Source organism: Streptomyces sp. NPDC090994 (assembly GCF_044768905.1).
GTDB lineage: Bacteria > Actinomycetota > Actinomycetes > Streptomycetales > Streptomycetaceae > Streptomyces.
On sequence record NZ_JBIVWS010000003.1, the window covers coordinates 356,362 to 372,168 of the forward strand.

The 15,807-nt window shown below is 73.1% G+C and carries 15 protein-coding genes; 10 read left to right on the top strand and 5 right to left on the bottom strand.

The features are described from left to right. Positions 1-4 precede the first annotated feature (4 nt). The 3 genes from ACIQR3_RS09005 to ACIQR3_RS09015 all read right to left on the bottom strand — a co-directional run bounded on the left by ACIQR3_RS09005 (position 5) and on the right by ACIQR3_RS09015 (position 3,504). Positions 5-1,879 (bottom strand): CocE/NonD family hydrolase, encoded by a 1,875-nt coding sequence (locus tag ACIQR3_RS09005; protein ID WP_403536227.1) that lies wholly within the window; start codon positions 1,877-1,879, stop codon positions 5-7. Positions 1,880-2,328: 449 nt separating this feature from the next. Beyond that, complete coding sequence (locus ACIQR3_RS09010) at positions 2,329-2,868, bottom strand: RNA-binding S4 domain-containing protein (protein ID WP_403536230.1); 540 nt, start codon at positions 2,866-2,868, stop codon at positions 2,329-2,331. Between the two features lie 78 nt (positions 2,869-2,946). After that, positions 2,947-3,504: a DUF3291 domain-containing protein gene (locus tag ACIQR3_RS09015; protein ID WP_403536233.1), complete on the bottom strand. Its 558-nt coding sequence runs from the start codon at positions 3,502-3,504 to the stop codon at positions 2,947-2,949. Between the two features lie 266 nt (positions 3,505-3,770). Here ACIQR3_RS09015 and ACIQR3_RS09020 point away from each other — a divergent pair, with 266 nt between their 5' ends. From ACIQR3_RS09020 to ACIQR3_RS09030, 3 genes are all read left to right on the top strand, one after another. Next, positions 3,771-4,535: a uracil-DNA glycosylase gene (locus ACIQR3_RS09020; protein WP_403536235.1), complete on the top strand. Its 765-nt coding sequence runs from the start codon at positions 3,771-3,773 to the stop codon at positions 4,533-4,535. A 9-nt stretch (positions 4,536-4,544) separates the two neighbouring features. Continuing rightward, positions 4,545-5,552, top strand: coding sequence for a prolyl aminopeptidase (gene pip, locus ACIQR3_RS09025; protein WP_403536238.1), 1,008 nt, complete (start codon positions 4,545-4,547; stop codon positions 5,550-5,552). Positions 5,553-5,616: 64 nt separating this feature from the next. Beyond that, a complete protein-coding gene (locus tag ACIQR3_RS09030) occupies positions 5,617-6,111 on the top strand; it encodes an ALF repeat-containing protein (protein ID WP_403536241.1) in 495 nt (164 codons plus the stop codon). A 117-nt stretch (positions 6,112-6,228) separates the two neighbouring features. Here ACIQR3_RS09030 and ACIQR3_RS09035 read toward each other — a convergent pair whose 3' ends face one another. After that, positions 6,229-6,921, bottom strand: coding sequence for a GntR family transcriptional regulator (locus ACIQR3_RS09035; RefSeq protein ID WP_403536244.1), 693 nt, complete (start codon positions 6,919-6,921; stop codon positions 6,229-6,231). A gap of 170 nt (positions 6,922-7,091) precedes the next feature. On the opposite strand from ACIQR3_RS09035, the gene ACIQR3_RS09040 reads away from it, so the two are divergent. Beyond that, the gene (locus ACIQR3_RS09040) at positions 7,092-8,552 is read left to right on the top strand and encodes an NCS1 family nucleobase:cation symporter-1 (protein WP_403536248.1); all 1,461 of its coding nucleotides are present in this window, start codon (positions 7,092-7,094) and stop codon (positions 8,550-8,552) included. Between the two features lie 6 nt (positions 8,553-8,558). Then, the gene (locus ACIQR3_RS09045; RefSeq protein ID WP_403536251.1) at positions 8,559-9,287 is read left to right on the top strand and encodes an aspartate/glutamate racemase family protein; all 729 of its coding nucleotides are present in this window, start codon (positions 8,559-8,561) and stop codon (positions 9,285-9,287) included. Positions 9,288-9,379: 92 nt separating this feature from the next. Here ACIQR3_RS09045 and ACIQR3_RS09050 read toward each other — a convergent pair whose 3' ends face one another. Further along, a complete protein-coding gene (locus tag ACIQR3_RS09050) occupies positions 9,380-9,964 on the bottom strand; it encodes a TetR/AcrR family transcriptional regulator (protein ID WP_403536254.1) in 585 nt (194 codons plus the stop codon). Positions 9,965-10,111: 147 nt separating this feature from the next. Here ACIQR3_RS09050 and ACIQR3_RS09055 point away from each other — a divergent pair, with 147 nt between their 5' ends. From ACIQR3_RS09055 to ACIQR3_RS09075, 5 genes are all read left to right on the top strand, one after another. Next, positions 10,112-10,849, top strand: coding sequence for an SDR family oxidoreductase (locus ACIQR3_RS09055; RefSeq protein ID WP_403536256.1), 738 nt, complete (start codon positions 10,112-10,114; stop codon positions 10,847-10,849). A 184-nt stretch (positions 10,850-11,033) separates the two neighbouring features. After that, the gene (locus ACIQR3_RS09060; RefSeq protein WP_403536789.1) at positions 11,034-11,834 is read left to right on the top strand and encodes a nucleotidyltransferase domain-containing protein; all 801 of its coding nucleotides are present in this window, start codon (positions 11,034-11,036) and stop codon (positions 11,832-11,834) included. A 220-nt stretch (positions 11,835-12,054) separates the two neighbouring features. After that, positions 12,055-12,459 (top strand): hypothetical protein, encoded by a 405-nt coding sequence (locus ACIQR3_RS09065; protein ID WP_403536259.1) that lies wholly within the window; start codon positions 12,055-12,057, stop codon positions 12,457-12,459. A gap of 38 nt (positions 12,460-12,497) precedes the next feature. Then, the gene (locus ACIQR3_RS09070) at positions 12,498-13,637 is read left to right on the top strand and encodes a hypothetical protein (RefSeq protein ID WP_403536262.1); all 1,140 of its coding nucleotides are present in this window, start codon (positions 12,498-12,500) and stop codon (positions 13,635-13,637) included. A 184-nt stretch (positions 13,638-13,821) separates the two neighbouring features. Continuing rightward, positions 13,822-15,708 carry an FUSC family protein gene (locus ACIQR3_RS09075; RefSeq protein WP_403536264.1) on the top strand — a complete coding sequence of 629 codons (1,887 nt, stop codon included), beginning with the start codon at positions 13,822-13,824 and terminating at the stop codon, positions 15,706-15,708. Positions 15,709-15,807 lie beyond the last annotated feature (99 nt).

Genomic DNA, 15,807 nt, shown 5'->3' on the forward strand with positions numbered 1-15,807 from the left:
GGCCTCAGAGGCGTCCGCCCGGGACCACCGAGAACGACGGCGGGCCGGCCGGAAGCCGCACGGTGTACTGGCTCAGATAGGTGTCCAGGAACGGTGAGCGGTCGCCCTGGGTGGCGACGTCGTCGGCCGGGTCGTCCAAGGCCAGCCGCAGCCGCGCGCTCTTGACCTTGATGGTCTCGCCGGAGGGCGTGTCGCGCCACGAGCCGGTCTGGATGGAGCCGATCTCGACGGCCAGGACGTGCCCTGCGGCCAGCGTCCAGTCGGTCGACTTCAGGTCGACGGCCAGCCGGCCCGACTCCACCAGCGACACCTGCTCGTCGAACATCACGGCGCTGCCGTCCGGGGCGACGTCGTAGAGCTTGAGCATGATGTTGCCCTCGCCCCGCGCGGTCAGCGAGATCCGCGGAGTACCGGTGACGCGTACGTCCTGCCGCACCGGCTTCGACCACACGAAGAAACTGGAGGTGATGTCACCGGCCCGCTGGCTCTCGGTCTGGGCCTCGGCCAGTCCCTTCGGCGCGGCCTGCTCGGTCGCGGGCGCGTTCTCCATGTCCCAGGTGCCCGACGGCTGCGACTGCTTCGGGGCGGGGGTGCCTCCGGACGCGGTCAGCGTCGCGCGGGCCGAGGCACCGCCGTCGTCCACGTACGAGCCGCCGCCCAGCGAGAGGTCGACGGACCGTTCGACGACCGGCCAGGTGCGCTGGGCGCGCCAGGCGCCGGTGGAGTCCTCGACGGCGTAGGCCGGGTAGCGGACCGTCGGCTTGGTGCCCTTCAGGTACTGGTCGTAGAAGGAGAGCGTCTCCGCGTACCAGCCCTCGCGGCCCATGGCGAGGCGGCCGTCGCCGACGCGGTCGCCGCCGCGGACGTGGTCCCACTGGCCGAGCCAGCCGCGTTCGACGCCGCGGTGGTTGTCGAGGTACTCCTCCATCTCCTCGGGCTTGGTGTTGTTCTCGATGAAGCCCTGGGTGACGAAGAGCGGGGTGTCGCTGCCCTTGGCCATCTTGGCGAGGTCACGGGAGGTCCAGTGCTCGTCCCACTGGTCGGCTATTCGGTACCCGGCCGCGTTCTCGGTCAGGCATTCCGGGTGGCTGTCCTCGTAACGGGCGTTGGCCTGGTAGTAGGCGTCGTCGTCCGTCATCGGCTCCATCGTGGCGATGGAGTTGTAGGCGCCGGCGGTGCCGGTCACGTTCGGACGGGGCACGCCGTTGGAGTAGATGTACTGGTACATGTCCCACACGGGCTCCTGGGCCACCACGGCCTTGAGCGCGCGCTGGTCCAGGTTGTTGCCGATCAGTCCGGTCACGGCGTCGTACGACTTGCCGTACATGCCGACCGCGCCGGTGGACCAGGGCTGCTTCGCGGCCCAGTCGACGGCGGCCTCGACGTCGGCCTGCTCGCCGGGGCCGCCCCAGTCCAGGCAGCCGGTGGAGCCGCCGAAGCCGCGCAGGTCGACCATGACGAAGGCGTAGCCGTTGTCGAACAGGTCGGCGCCCTCGATGAAGTCGTTGAACCGAGCGGAGGGGCCGGTGTGGGTGAAGCCCTCCGGGCCGGTCTGCCCCGAGTGCGCGAAGTAGGGGCCGATCGACAGGATGACCGGCACCTTCTTGTTCTTGGGCAGGGACTCCGGCAGCAGGACGTCGGCGTGCAGTTCGGTGCCGGAGTCGTCCGCGGACGGGAAGTAGTGCTGGGTCCAGACCGAGCCCTCGGGGACGCGGTCGTTCTCCTCGTGCGTGACCGGGTCGGTCGCGGTGGCGACCGCAGACGGCGCTGTGCCGGCCGCCGCGGTGGCGGGGCCGGCGAGTCCGGGGACTCCGGCGGTCAGCGCGAAGGTGGCGACGAGCGCCGAGGCAGCCCGGACGGTCGCGCGACGTGCTCTCACATGCTCCTCCTTGAGGGATGGGTGGAGGTGGTGCAAGTGGTGCGAACATGCCAAGTGGTGCGTATTGCGGGTGGTGCGTGGTGCTGGTGATGCGTAGTGCTGGTAGTGCGTAGTGCCGGTGGTGCGGGTGGTGCGGGTGGTGCGGGGTGGTGCGGGCAGTGCGCGGTGGTGCGGGCAGTGCGCGGTGGTGCAGGTGGTGCGCGGTGGTGCGGGTGGTGCGCGGTGGTGCGGGTGGTGCGATGTGCAGGTCTAGCAGCGGTACCGGCCCGTCGTCGATGGGGCGTCGGTGATATGCCGGGCTCGGGCAGGGAGTCGAGGACCGAGTGCGGTGATCATCTTCGGGCCGGTACGTCGCGGCGGTGTGTCCGGCGCGTTACCGGTGCGGCGCGGGGGCGCATGCCGAGGACCGGCCGTGGCGGCGACCGGTCCGGATGGTTCGGTGGCGTGGGTCAGCGTTCGCCGGAGCGGCCCTCCGGGCTGCCCGGGCCGGGCGGACTGCTCGGGCCGGTCGGACCGCTGAGGCTGTTCAGGGCGCGCAGGCGTTCCAGTTCGCGGCGGTCGCGCTTGGTCGGCCGGCCAGTGCCGCGGTCGCGGACGCCGATGGGAGCGACCGCCTCGCGGGGCGGGGGCGGCGGAGAGTTGTCGACGTAGCACTGGACCGCCACCGGGGCGCCGACCCGCTTGCGGATCAGGCGCTTCACGACGACGACGCGTTCCCGGCCCTCGTGACGCAGGCGGACCTCGTCGCCGACGCGCAGGGAGTACGCGGGCTTCACGCGTTCGCCGTTCACGCGGACGTGACCGCCCCGGCAGGCGGTCGCCCCGACGGAGCGTGTCTTGACCAGGCGGACGGCCCAGATCCAGCTGTCGACGCGGACGGTCTCGCCGTGCTGCGCTCCGGCCGCCTCGGCCGCGGCGATCGCGGCGGCCACCTTGGGATCGGCGGCCCGCTCGGTGCCGCCCCTGTCCTCATCACGCTCGGAAGCCATGCCCCGACCTTAACGGCCGGCTCCGCGGATCCTCCGTCGAGGCGCTGGACAGCGCATCCAGCCGTCCAGGCTTCTTTGTCAGCGCACCTGGTCGCTCTGCCGCGCGATGCCTTCGACGCCGGCCGGAGTTCCGTCCGGGGCGAACGGGTGGCGGAAGGTGAAGGCGTGCGGCGCGGAGCCGTGGTCGTGGAGGTGTTCCAGCCTGGAAACCCCGTCCTGCCAGGTGGGTATCGCGCCGTCGGAGACCCACCAGAACACGTGATTCGGGTGGACTGTTCTCTCGAACCAGTCGTAACGCCTGTTCAGCGCCTCACGGTGCAGACCGGTGTAGACGGCGTCGAAGGCGGAGCGCAGGTCGGTCCAGAGCGAGAGGGTCGTGGCCAGGGCGGTGGTCTCCACCGTACGGCCCTTGCCGTACCAGGCCGGTACGGCGAACTCTCCCCACGCGCCCCAGTCCGCCCCGAAGAGCGCGCCCCGGTCGCCGTCCGCCACTTCGGCACGCGCGAGGTATCCGGGGTGTTGGCTGATCTTCCGGTAGACGGCCTCACCGATGTCGTAGAACTCGTGTGTGGCGGGGGCGGGATCGGCGAGCGGTGACTTCAGGACGCCGAAGGTGTACAGCACGAGTCTGGGCATGCGTCTCTCCCTGATCGGGGGCAGTGCGACCGTGGGCGATCGCCGAAGACCGGTGAAGGTAGCGGCCTGCGCGGGCCCTGTCGAAGTTGCGTTCTCCCTGCCGAAATGGCCTCCTGTGCCGGTCGTTCTGGGGCCGGGGGCCGGGGGCCGGGGGCCGGGGGCCGGGGGCCGTGCTGGGCGGGCGGGCTGCGGGGTGCCGGTGACCGGTCCGCTTCGGCCGGTCGGCCGCCGGGCAGCCGGTGGCGCCCGGGCCCTACCGTGGAGACATGGACAGCGACGCCCTCACCGGACTCGATCAGCGGATCGCGGGCTGCCGGGCCTGTCCGCGGCTGGTCGACTGGCGCGAGGAGGTGGCCCGTACCAAGCGGGCGGCCTTCGCCGACTGGACGTACTGGGGCCGCCCCGTCCCCGGCTTCGGACCCGCGGACGCCCGGCTGCTCATCGTCGGCCTCGCCCCGGCGGCCCACGGCGGCAACCGCACCGGGCGCATGTTCACCGGCGACCGTTCGGGCGATGTGCTGTACCGGGCCCTGTACGACGTGGGCCTCGCCTCACAGCCCACCGCCGTCGCCGCCGACGACGGACTGGAACTGCGCGGCGTGCGCGTCACCTCGCCGGTGCACTGCGCACCGCCCGCCAACAAGCCCACCCCCGAGGAACGCGACACGTGCCGCCCCTGGCTGGTCCAGGAACTGCGGCTGCTGCGTCCGACCCTGCGGGCCGTGCTCGTCCTCGGCGCCTTCGGCTGGCAGGCCGCGCTGCCCGCGTTCGCCGCGGCGGGCTGGACGGTGCCCCGGCCGCGTCCGGCGTTCGGGCACGGTGCGCGGTTCACCCTCGCCGCCGAGGGCGGCGGTACCGGAGGCGGCGCAGGCCAGGACCTCGGCCTCTTCGGCTGCTTCCACGTCAGCCAGCGCAACACCTTCACCGGCCGGCTCACCCCGGAGATGCTCCGCGAGGTCCTCACCACGGCGGCGCGCGCCGCCGGACTGCCCGCCGAAAACGGGGCGACGGGAGCGCCGCGAGCGGGTTAGCGTGCCCGGATGGGCGTGTATCCGGAGATCGAACCGTACGACCACGGCATGCTCGACGTCGGCGACGGCAACCGCATCCACTGGGAGACCTGCGGCAACCCCGAGGGCAAGCCGGCCGTGGTGCTGCACGGCGGCCCCGGCTCCGGAAAGAGCCCGGCGCTCCGCCGCTGCTTCGATCCGGACGCGTACCGGATCGTGCTGTTCGACCAGCGTGGCTGCGGGCGCTCGACACCGCACGCGAGCGACTACGACACGGACATGAGTGTCAACACGACCGCGCACCTCCTCGCCGACCTGGAGCGGCTGCGCGGGCATCTCGGTATCGAACGGTGGCTGGTCTGGGGCGTCTCCTGGGGGTCGGCGCTCGGACTGCGCTATGCGCAGACGCACCCGGGCGTGGTGACGGAACTGGTCCTCACGGCGGTCGCGACCGGCTCCGACGCCGAGGTCACGCTCCTGACCCGTGGGCTCGGCAAGCTGTTCCCGGCAGCCTTCGAGGAGTTCCGCGCCCTGATCCCCGAGGACGAGCGGGACGGCAACCTGGCCGCCGCCTACAACCGGCTGCTGGAGTCACCCGACCGGGAGACGCGCGAGCGGGCGGCCCGCGCCTGGACCGACTGGGAGACGGCGATCGCCTCCGCCCCGCCGCGTTCGGTGCCGCGTTACGAGGACCCGGTGTTCCGCATGGGCTTCGCGCGCACGGTGACGCACTACTGGGCCAACGGCCACTTCTTCGGCGAGGGCGGCGAGGGCGGCGAGGGCGGCGAGGAGGGCGTGGTGCTGCGCGACGCGCACCTGCTGGCGGGCATCCCCGGCACCCTGGTCCAGGGCGCACTCGATCCCGGCAATCTCCTGGGCACCGTATGGCGCCTGCACCACGCCTGGCCGGGGAGCGAACTGCTGATGGTGGACGACGCCGGGCACAACGCGGGGGCGCCGAGCATGGCGGAACTGCTGGTGGCGGCGACGGACCGGTACGCGCGCGGCGAGCGGGCGAAGGCCCCGGAAACCGAGTGACGGGCGACGAGAGATCCACTTTTTGTCGATGAGTCAATTCATCGACAAAACAGGGGAGTCCGTTGTGAGAACGACCCGTACGGCGATATCCGCGGCCGTGGCTGTGGCCGCCGCCACCACGGCCCTCACGGTCGCCGGCCCCGCGCTGGCCGCCGGCACCGCGTCCACGCCCTCCGCCTCGTCCACGTCCTCCGCCGTGTCCACGTCCTCCGCCGTGTCCGCTCCCCTCTCCGTGTCCGCGGTGGCGGACGACGAGGACGAGGTGAACGACCTCAGGGTCGCGATCGTCCAGCTCATCTCCCTGCCGTACGCCGGTTCGGAGGTGCGGGAGAAGGGCCTGGCGGCCCTGAACGGCACGGTCGAGGAGATGCGCGCCTTCCTGGAGACCGGCTACCGCCTCGCGCAGGCCCAGGACGACCGCGTCGCCCTCGCCCAGCTCATCTCCAGGCCCGAGACGACCCCCGCGGTGAGGGCCGCCGCGATCGAGCTGCTCAGGACCAGCGACCCGGAGGAGATGCGCTGGTTCCTGGAGACCGGCCAGTACGAGGTCACCGGCTGAAACCCGCTGCCCTGAGGGGCGCGTGACGCCCCCGCGCGCGTCATTCCGTCACGCCCGGCGTCCCGGTAACCCCGTCACCCCGCTCCGCCCGGCGTCCCCGTCGCCCCTGTCACCTCGTCACCTCGTCACCTCGTCACGCCCGGCGTCCCCGTCGCCGCAGTCGCCCCCGTCCCCGAACAGCTGCCGTACCGTCGACCGGTAGTTGGCCCGGACGTGCCGCAAGGCGTGCGCGCGGGCGCGGTCCGGGTCGCCGGAGGCGATCGCCTCGTACAGCTCCCGGTGTTCGGTGAGGAGTTGCGGCCACTCCTCGTTGCGCCGGGTCAGCCAGCGCAGCCGGCCGTCGACCGGTTCCATTACCGAACTCAGCAGGCTGTTGCCGGCCAGGGTCAGGATGCGGTCGTGGAAACGGGTGTTGACGTCGGTGATCGCCTCGGCGTCCCCGGCCCCGGTGGCCCGCGCCGCCGCCCGCAGCAGGTCCGCCAGCTCCGCCAGCGCCTCGGGGCTCGCCCGCGTCGCGGCGAGTCCCGCCGCGTACACCTCCAACGCCTCACGCAGTTCGAACAGTTCCCGTACGTCGGCGGGCGTCAGCCGCCGCACGACGGTGCGGCGCGGGGTCTCGAACAGCACGAACCCCTCAGCGACCAGGGCGCGGATCGCCTCCCGGACCGGCACCCGGGAGACCCCGAAACGCTCGGCCAACTCCCGCTCCACGAGCCGGTCGCCGGGCCGCAGGCGCCCCGCGATGATGTCCTGCCGCAGCCCCGCCAGGACCCGCTCGCGCACCGCGCCCAGCGGTTCGATCTTCCCCATGCGTCCCATCTTCGCCGACTCCGGCGGTGTTTTACGGAGCGTTAACGAGCGTGACATCGGCGCGAAGGGTTGACGGGAGGACCATGACGGCAGTTTGGTATACCAAAACGGCGTTCCCGGACGCCGCCAGGCTCGGTATGCCCTCCCGTCCCCTCGCCCCAGGAGGCCCCGTGTCCCTCGCCGACCGCGCAGAGGCCACCGGCACCGCAGCGTCCCTCCCCGACCCCGACCCACGGCTCACCAACGAAGACCTCGTGCCCGCGGGCAAGCGCACCTGGAAGGTCTTCGACCTGTTCGCCCTGTGGATGTCCGACGTCCACAACCTCGGCAACTACACCTTCGCCGCCGGACTGCTCTTCCTCGGCATGAACGTCTGGCAGGTCTTCACGTCCCTGCTCGTCGGCTTCGTGATCATCTACGCCGGGATGAACATGATGGGCCGCATCGGCCAGCGCACCGGCGTGCCGTTCCCCGTCGTCGGCCGGATCGCCTTCGGCGTGTGGGGTGCCAACGTCCCGGCGCTGATCAGGGCCGTCATCGCCATCATGTGGTACGGCATTCAGACCTACCTGGCCTCCGTCGCGGTCAACGTGATGCTGCTGGCGGCCTGGCCGGGCCTCACGTCCTGGACCCACTCCTCCTTCCTCGGTCTCGACGCGCTCGGCTGGGTCTCCTTCGTCGCCCTGTGGCTGGTCCAGGCGCTGATCATCAGCCGCGGCATGGAGTCGGTCCGCAAGTTCCAGGACTTCTGCGGTCCGGCGATCTGGCTGGTGATGATCGCGCTGGCGGTCTGGATCTTCGCCGAGGCCGGCTGGAGCATCTCCCTGACCAGCACCCCGCATCCGGTGTCGACGGGCGAGCAGTGGCGTCAGTGGTTCGGCGCGATCGGCCTGATCCTCGCCACCTACGGCACGCTGATGCTCAACTTCTGCGACTTCTCCCGCTTCGCCCCCGACTACCGCACCGTCCGGCGCGGCAACTTCTGGGGCCTGCCGGTCAACTCCACGGCCTTCGTCATCCTCTCCGTCGTCGTCACCGCCGGCGCCTACGAGGTCTTCGGCAAGGAGATCACCGACCCGGCCTACCTGGTCGCGGAGATCGGCAACACCTGGGTCCTGGTGATCGGCGCGCTGACGTTCGCCATCGCCACCATGGGCGTCAACATCGTCGCCAACTTCGTCTCCCCGGCGTACGACCTCGCCAACGTCTGGCCGCAGAAGATCACCTTCCGGATCGGCGGCATGATCAGCACGGTGGCGGCCCTGGTCGTGACCCCCTGGAACCTCTTCTCCAACCCCACCGTCGTCAACTACTTCCTCGGCGGCCTCGGCGCCTTCCTCGGCCCGCTCTTCGGCGTGATCATGGTCGACTACTACTGGGTCAAACGCGGCCGCGTCGACGTGGACCAGCTCTTCCGCGCCGAACCCGGCTCCCGCTACCACTACCGCGGGGGCGTCAACCCCAAGGCGCTGTGGGCGTTCCTGCCGTCGGCGGCGGTGGCGGCCGTCCTCGCGCTGGTGACGGCGTTCGGCGAGGTGGCGCCGTACTCCTGGTTCATCGGCACGGCGATGGCCGCCGGGCTCTACGGACTGCTGTGCCGGGGCGAGCGGACGGCCGGGGCGGAGGACTGAGTTCCGGTGCGCATCGTCGTCACCAACTGCAACACGACGCGGCAGATGACCGAGGAGATCGTCCTCGGTGCCCGGGCCGCCGCGAGCCCGGGCACCACCGTGACCGGCCTGACCCCCGGGTGGGGCCCGGAGTCGGCGGAGGGCTGGCTCGACAGCTACCTGTCCGCCGCCGCCGTCATCGACACCCTGCGAAGCTACGACGGACCGCCGTACGACGCCGTCGTCCTGGCCGGTTTCGGGGAGCACGGGCGCGAGGGCGTCCGGGAGCTGGTCGACGTACCGGTCGTCGACATCACCGAGGCCGCGGCGCACCTCGCCTGTCTGCTGGGGCGCCGCTACGGCGTCGTCACCACCCTGGAGCGCAGCCGCGGACAGATCGAGGACAGCCTGGAGACGGCCGGCGTGGCCCGCAACTGCGCGGCCGTCGCCGGCACCGGCCTGGGCGTGCTCGACCTCGACGACGGCGAGCGCGCCCGGGCCGCGCTGCGCGCCGCCGCCGAGCGGGTCCGGGCGGCGGGAGCGGAGGTGCTGGTCCTCGGATGCGCCGGCATGACGGGACTGCGGCGGTCGGTCGCGTCGGTGGGGGAGGAGCTGGGGCTGCCGGTCGTGGACGGCGTGGCGGCGGCGGTGCGGCTGGCGGAGTCCCTCGTCGCCCTCGGGCTGACCACGAGCAGGGCGGGCGGCTACGCGGCTCCGCTGCCCAAGCGCCGGGTGTGGGGCCGGCCGGGTCCCTGAGCCCGGACACCCGGCGGTGGCCGCACGGCCGGGTGGCCGGTCCGTCCGGCGGTGGCCTCACGGCCGGGCGGCCGGTCCGTCCGGCGGTGGCCTTACGGCCGGGTGGCCAGTCCGTCCAGGACCAGGTCGAGGAGGCGTTCGGCCTGCTCACGCCCCGCGGGCGGGGCCGAGGAGACGGCGATGGCCGCCAGGGCGGCGCTCAGATCGCCCGGGCTGACGTCGGTGCGGATCGCCCCGGCGGCCACGCACGCCTCCATCAGGTCGGCGACGGCCGCCTCGATCATGTCCCGGCTCTGCCCGTAGGGGTTGCCGCCCGAGGCGGCGATGGCGCGCAGGGCCTCCGCCATGCCGAGTTTGGCGGTGACGTAGTCCAGGAAGAGCCGGGTCCACGCGCGCAGGGCCTCGTACGGCGGTCGCTGCGCCAGCAGGCCGGGGACGGCGTCGCAGAGCTGGGCCACCTCGTTGCGGTAGACCGCCTCGATCAGGGCCTCCCGGGTGGGGAAGTTGCGGTAGAGGGTCGCGCTGCCCACGCCCGCGGCCTTGGCGATGCGCTCCAGGTGCGCCTCCAGCCCCTCCTCGGCGAACACCCGCACCGCCGCCGTGAGGATCTTCTCCCGGTTGCGGCGTGCGTCGGCGCGCAGCGGACGCCCCGTGTCGTGTGCCCTCGGCTCTGCCATCGGCGGCTGCCGCCCCTCTCCTCGCGATCTGCCCGCTTGCTAAGTGGAGGCGTGTCCACTTAACCTGAAGGAAGTGGTGGCGCCCCCACTTCCACTGTAGGTCATGGCCTGACCTGCGCGCGCTCTCCCCAGCGAGGACTACTGATCATGTCGGGAATCGAAGGCAAGGTAGTGGCGATCACCGGTGCCAGCAGCGGCATCGGAGCGGCGACGGCGGCTCACCTCGCCGAGAAGGGAGCCCGGCTCGTGCTCGGCGCCCGCCGGGAGGACCGGCTGAAGGAGGTGGTGGACGGAATCGTCGCGCGGGGCGGCACGGCCGTCGGAGTCGTCATGGACGTGACGCGCCGGGAGGACCTGAGGCTCCTCACGGACACGGCTCTCGACCGGTTCGGCCGGCTCGACGTCCTGGTCTCCAACGCGGGCACGATGGCGGTGTCCCCGTTCGACGAACTGCGCCAGGACGACTGGGACGCGATGGTCGCCACCCACATCACCGGCCTGCTGAACGGCATCGGGGCCGCCCTGCCCGTCTTCCGGCGGCAGCGCTCCGGCCAGTTCGTCAACGTCGCCTCCACCTCCGCCTACGTGGTGAAGACCCCGCAGGGCGTCTACGCGGCCACCAAGACGGCGGTCAAGGTACTGACCGAAGGGCTGCGCCAGGAATCCGGTCCCCACCTGCGCGTCACCCTCGTCTCGCCCGGACTCACCGACACCGAGGGGGTCGGCAAGGGCGCGAGCCCCGGGACGGCGGCGGTCATGACGCGGATGCGCGACGAGATCGGCGCCCCGCCCTCCGCCGTCGCCGCCGCCATCGGCTTCGCGATCGAGCAGCCCGACGGCATCGACATCAGCGAGGTCGTCGTCCGGCCCACCGCGCAGGCCTGACGGGGGACGGGCGGAAGACGGGCGAAAGACAGCGGGGGACGGCGGAAGACAGCGAGGGACGGCGGGGGACGGCAGGGCGACGGGCGGGGGACGGGCGGGGGACGGCGAAAACCTGTCGTACGGCATGAGCGGCCCCCCTACGCTGTCGACGCGGCGCACCCGCCCCGACCCGAAGGACCCGCCCATGCCGCCCCGCCCCGCTCCCGCCCCCGCCACCGACCCCGACCAGGACTTCCTGGACGCCACCGCCGACCGCCTCGCCGCGCTGCCCGCCGTCCGCGCGGTCGCCCTCGGCGGCTCCCGCGCCCAGGGCACCCACCGCCCCGACAGCGACTGGGACCTGGCCGTCTACTACCGAGGTGCCTTCGACCCGGCCGACCTCCGCGCGGTCGGCTGGCAGGGCGAGGTCGGCGAGATCGGCGCCTGGGGCGGCGGCGTCTTCAACGGCGGCGCGTGGCTGACGATCGACGGACGCCGGGTCGACGTCCACTACCGCGACCTGGACGTGGTCGAGCACGAACTGGGCGAGGCGCGGGCCGGCCGGTACCGCGTCGAGCCGCTCATGTTCCACCTGGCCGGCATCCCGACGTACCTGATCGTCGCCGAACTCGCGGTCAACCGGACCCTCCGCGGCGACCTGCCCCGGCCCGCCTACCCGGAGCCGCTGCGCCGGACCGCCCCCGAGCGCTGGTGGGGCGTGGCCGAGGCCACCCTCGCCTACGCCGAGGCCGGACACGCCCCCAAGGGCGCCGTCACCCAGGTCGTGGGCGCGATCGCCCTCGCGGCGACCCAGACGGCACACGCGGTGCTGGCGGCGTGGGGCGAGTGGGTCACCAACGAGAAGGGGATGCTGGAGCGGGCCGGGCTGGGCGGGGTCGACGCGCTGATGGCGGGGCCGGGCTCCGGACCGGAGGCCCTGGCCGGGACGGTCGGGGAGGCGCGGACGCTGCTGCGAAGCGCCGTGGACACCGCTGCGCGCCCCTGAATCGGCACTGCGCGATGGTCATGTGGCGACAGTGACTGGAGGGCCCGGTCTGCCGCCCACCCGTGAATACGGTGAGTGAGGGACAGTGTGATGTCGGTAGGGGTCTAAAACCAACTCTGCTTTTATTCATACCAGTTGAGCTATGGTGACGGTCACGCTGTGTTGTTGTCGCCGGGCCGCGCACGGACGCCCCGGACACGCTGGACACTCGGGGGCTTCAATGGATCCGTATCTGCTCACGCTGGCCGGCACCGCGGGCACGTCTCTGGTGGCGTTGCTCGTCGGGGAGGGGTGGCAGCAGACGCGAGACGGGGTGGTGACCGTCTGGCGTCGCTTCCGGCCACAGGAGGCGGAAGAGATCGAACGCGAACTCGACGCGTCACGCCGTACGGCGGTGAACGCCGCAGAGGACGACGGCGATCTCGAACGCCGATGGAGCGAACGGTTCGCCGCTCTGCTGGACACCCACCCCCAGGCCGCCCACGACCTGCGAGAACTGCTGACTCGCCGGGGCCGGCAGGGGGACGGGCAGGTGGTCCACGGAGGCATACGTCTGGAGGCGCACGCTCAGGGGAACGGCCGTGTCTACCAGGCTGCCCGGGACCAGCACATCGCCGAGCGATGAGGGAACCGGAAAACCCGCGGGAGGGTGATCCAGGACGCGTGGACGCGTGGGGCCGTGCCTCGGAGAACGGGCAGGTGTATCAGGCCGGCGCCAACATGTACGTCACTCAGGTCGAGGTCAGCCGTCGGGCCGACGACGTCCTCCAGGCGATGGCCGGTGCGGTGGGAGAACTGGTCGCGCGGTGCGCGGCACTCGAACGACAGGTCGAGCGGGCGAGGGCCGAGGGGCGGGCCGCGGCACAAGCGGAGTTCGCCGAGCGGCTGAGGGACGCGGAGCTGCGCGTCATCGGGGCCCAGCGGCTGATGCGGGAAGCCGAGGACAAGCGGGCCACAGTCGAGGCCCTGTTGATCGAGACCCAGCGGGAACTGGCGAGTCACCGCAGGGCGTCGCGACGGGAACAGGCGTCCGGCTCCGCGGACGATCCCGGCCGTCTCCCGGGAGACCGCCGGGAGGAGGAGCGGTTCACCGAACTCATCGAACGTGCCGAGCGGGAACTGGGTGCGTTGCGCGCGGAGTTGCGACTCGTCACCGAGGAGGCCCGGATACCGGAGACCGGGCCGACCGTGGTGGTGGGGGAGACGGTGCGCACGAACCGGCCGGAGCGGTCCTCCGCCTCGTCGGCTCCGACGCGCACCCCCAAGGATTCCGAGGCGCACGAGACGTCCCGGAGGCGGCAGAAGGCTGAGGGAGAGGTACCGGAGGGCAAGCCCTCTGGTCGCAAGGCTGCGGAGAAGGCTCACACGGTCACGGTCACGGTCACGGTCGACGGAAGCTCCGGCTCCGCATCCAGCCCGTCGCCCGCGAAACCCCGCCTGCCGCCGCTGAGCACGTCCGGCCGATTCATGGTACTCGGCACCTTCTTCGCCGTCGCGCTGCCGCTGCCGATCGTCGGCTCCGCGATCCGCACCCTGTACGCGGCGGACCCGGGCCCGGCGGTCGCGTGGGCGCTCGTGTTCGACCTGGGCGTGGTGATCGCCGCCTCGGTGGTGGCGGCACTGGTCTACATGGGGCTGGTGATCAAGCTCGACTGGTCGTCCGACGGCGCCCTCGCGGGCTGCGTCGTCCACGTGATCGCCGGGGTGGCCCTCTTCATCACCGGCATCGCCGTGGGGCCGGACACGGCGCCGATGCTCGACAGAGCGGGGGCGTTCGTGGCGGAGTACTTCGGCCCGCTGTGAGGTGAGTGGGTGAGGTGACGCGCGTGATGTGACAGGTGAGGCGACGCTCGTGTCACCTCACCGAAACGCCACCGTTCGCTTCTCCGTACTCGGGCGCTCTACGCTGGTGAGCGCAATCGGTTCAGCCCGGCCACCGTCGCCCGAAGGCTCACCCGCCCTCGACGAGACGACTGGAGGCCGTGCCGTGACCCGCCGCACCCCCGCCCTCGCGCTTCCGCCCTGGCTGGCGCACGCCCTGCGCGCGCAGCGCGGACCCGTGCCCTGGAGCGCGGTCGTGCGCGGGGCGCTCGCCGCCGGGCCGCTGCTGCTGGCCGCGCTGGCGGCGGGCCGGGCCTCCCTCGGGGTGGCCGCCGCCGTCGCCGCCATGCTGGCCGGGATCAACGACCGGCCGGGCAGCCGACGGGGCTCCGTCCGGCGGATCGGCGTACCGGCGCTCGCGGGGGCGGCCGGGATGTGCGCCGGCACGTACGCCGGGGACCATCTCGGCGCCGTCGCGCTGACCCTCGTACTGACCGTGCTCGGACTGGTCGCCGGGGGCTTCAGTGCCGTCGGGCCGGTGGCGTCCGGGGCGGCGACACAGTTGCTGGTCACGTCCGCGATCGGGGCCGGGATGCCGCTGCCCGATCCCGGGTGGCAGCGCGTCCTGGCGTTCCTCGCCGGGGCCGGCTGGCTGCTCGCGCTGCGGCTGGCCCTGCCCACGCCCGGGTCGCTCACCGGTGCGACACCCCGCGACTTCCGTCTGGACTTCCGCTTCGACGGGGAGCGCGCGGCCGTCGCCGGAGTCTACGACGCCGTCGCGGCGCTGCTCGACGCGGCCGGTACCCAGCACGCCGTCGCCCGCCGGGCCGCGCTCACCGCCGCCCTGGACCAGGCGCAGGACGCGTTCGCCGGGCCCCGGCTGCGCCGCTACGCCTCCTCCTCGGCCGAGCGCCGGCTGCACGCGCAGTACGCCGCCGCACTGCCGCTCGCCGAGGCCGCCACCGCGCTGGCCTGGGCGGGGGAGACCGTGCCCCGCCGGGCCAGTGAGGGACCCCGGCGGCTCGCGGCGGCCGTACGCGCCGGAGCGCACACCGGCCCGCTGCCCGCCCCCACGCGCTCCGCGCCCGGCCTGCGCGCCCTCGACGACGCCCTGCTGCACGCCGCCGTCGCCTTCGACCGGGGACGCGGCGACGACCTGCACACCCGCAGGCGGCGGTCACCCGGTTCCGTCCTGCGCACGGTGCTCGGCGCCGGCGGACGGGAGTACGGGCTGCGGGTCGGGCTCTGCTTCGGGGCCGGCGTGGCGGTCGCCCAGGCGCTGCACCACGCCCAGTGGTACGGGCTCCACCGGCACTGGTACTGGCTGCCCGCCACCGCCGTCTTCCTGGTCAAGCCCGACCTCGGACCGCTGGTCTCCCGGGTGCTGTGCCGGGCCGCCGGCACGGTCCTCGGCGCGCTGGTCTTCGCCGCGGCGGCCGCCGTCCTGCCCCGGCCCGGCGGGCTCGTCGCGCTCGTCGCCCTCGCCGGGGCCCTGATCCCCGTGGCGACCCGGCACTTCGCCGCGCAGACCGCCGTCGTCACCGTCCTCGTGCTGGCCCTGGTCATGGTCGGCGGCGAGCCGCAGGCGTCCGCCGGGCGCATCGGCGAGACCCTGCTGGCCTGCGCGATCGTGCTGGTCGTCGGGCACCTGCCGATGCCGGGGCAGCGCGGCGGCGGGGTCCGCGCCCGGCTCACGGCGGCCGGTGACGCCGCGCACGCCTACCTCGCCCATGTGCTGAGCGGGTCCGACGACCGGGCCCGGCGCTGGACGCTGCGCCGGGAGGCGTACCGCACGCTCGCCGAGGCCCGCGCGGCGATCGCGCTGGCCGCCGCGGAGCTGCCCGCGCTCGCCCGCCACTCCCGGGGCGCCGACGAGATCGCGGCCACCCTGGAACGGCTCGCCGACACCACCACCGCCTGCGCCGTCCACCTCGACGACACGGGCCGGCTCACCCCGCGCCACCTCGCGCGGCTGGCCGAGCTGCGCGACGAACTGGCCGAACGGCGCGACCGGGCCGGCGTGCGCCTGCCCGAGCTGCCGCTCACCGGCTGAGGCACCCGCACTACCGCGGGAGCGCCGTGCGCCGGACGCATTCCACCGCATGTCGACTTCAGCGTGCGCCGTACGTCGGGTTCGGTGTGCGCCCGTACG